The organism is Bacillus cereus group sp. N12, assembly GCF_016483575.1.
Taxonomy (GTDB): domain Bacteria; phylum Bacillota; class Bacilli; order Bacillales; family Bacillaceae_G; genus Bacillus_A; species Bacillus_A toyonensis.
Genome location: NZ_JAEHBO010000299.1, coordinates 1 through 231, shown reverse-complemented (window position 1 = coordinate 231; position 231 = coordinate 1). Strand labels below are relative to the sequence as shown.

The following is a 231-nucleotide window of genomic DNA, read 5'->3' as shown; positions in this document are numbered from 1 at the left end:
TCTGTCCCGTTTGGCCCTGTTGCCCCTGGCGTTGCTCGCTTTCCGTGCGGGCCTGGATCTCCGTGTGGACCTGTAGCTCCCGTTGCTCCTGTAGCTCCCGTTGGACCTTTAATTCCTTGCGGGCCTTGAATTCCTTGTGGGCCTTGAAATCCTTTGGCTCCTGTAGCTCCCGTTGCTCCTGTAGCTCCAGTAGCACCAGTAGCTCCTGTAGCACCAGGAGATCCTGTAGCT

At 58.0% G+C, this 231-nt stretch carries 1 pseudogene; it reads right to left on the bottom strand.

Features of this window, described 5'->3' with window-relative positions:
• Nucleotides 1–231 (bottom strand): annotated as a pseudogene (locus JDS92_RS30565) (BclA C-terminal domain-containing protein); the annotation flags it as partial.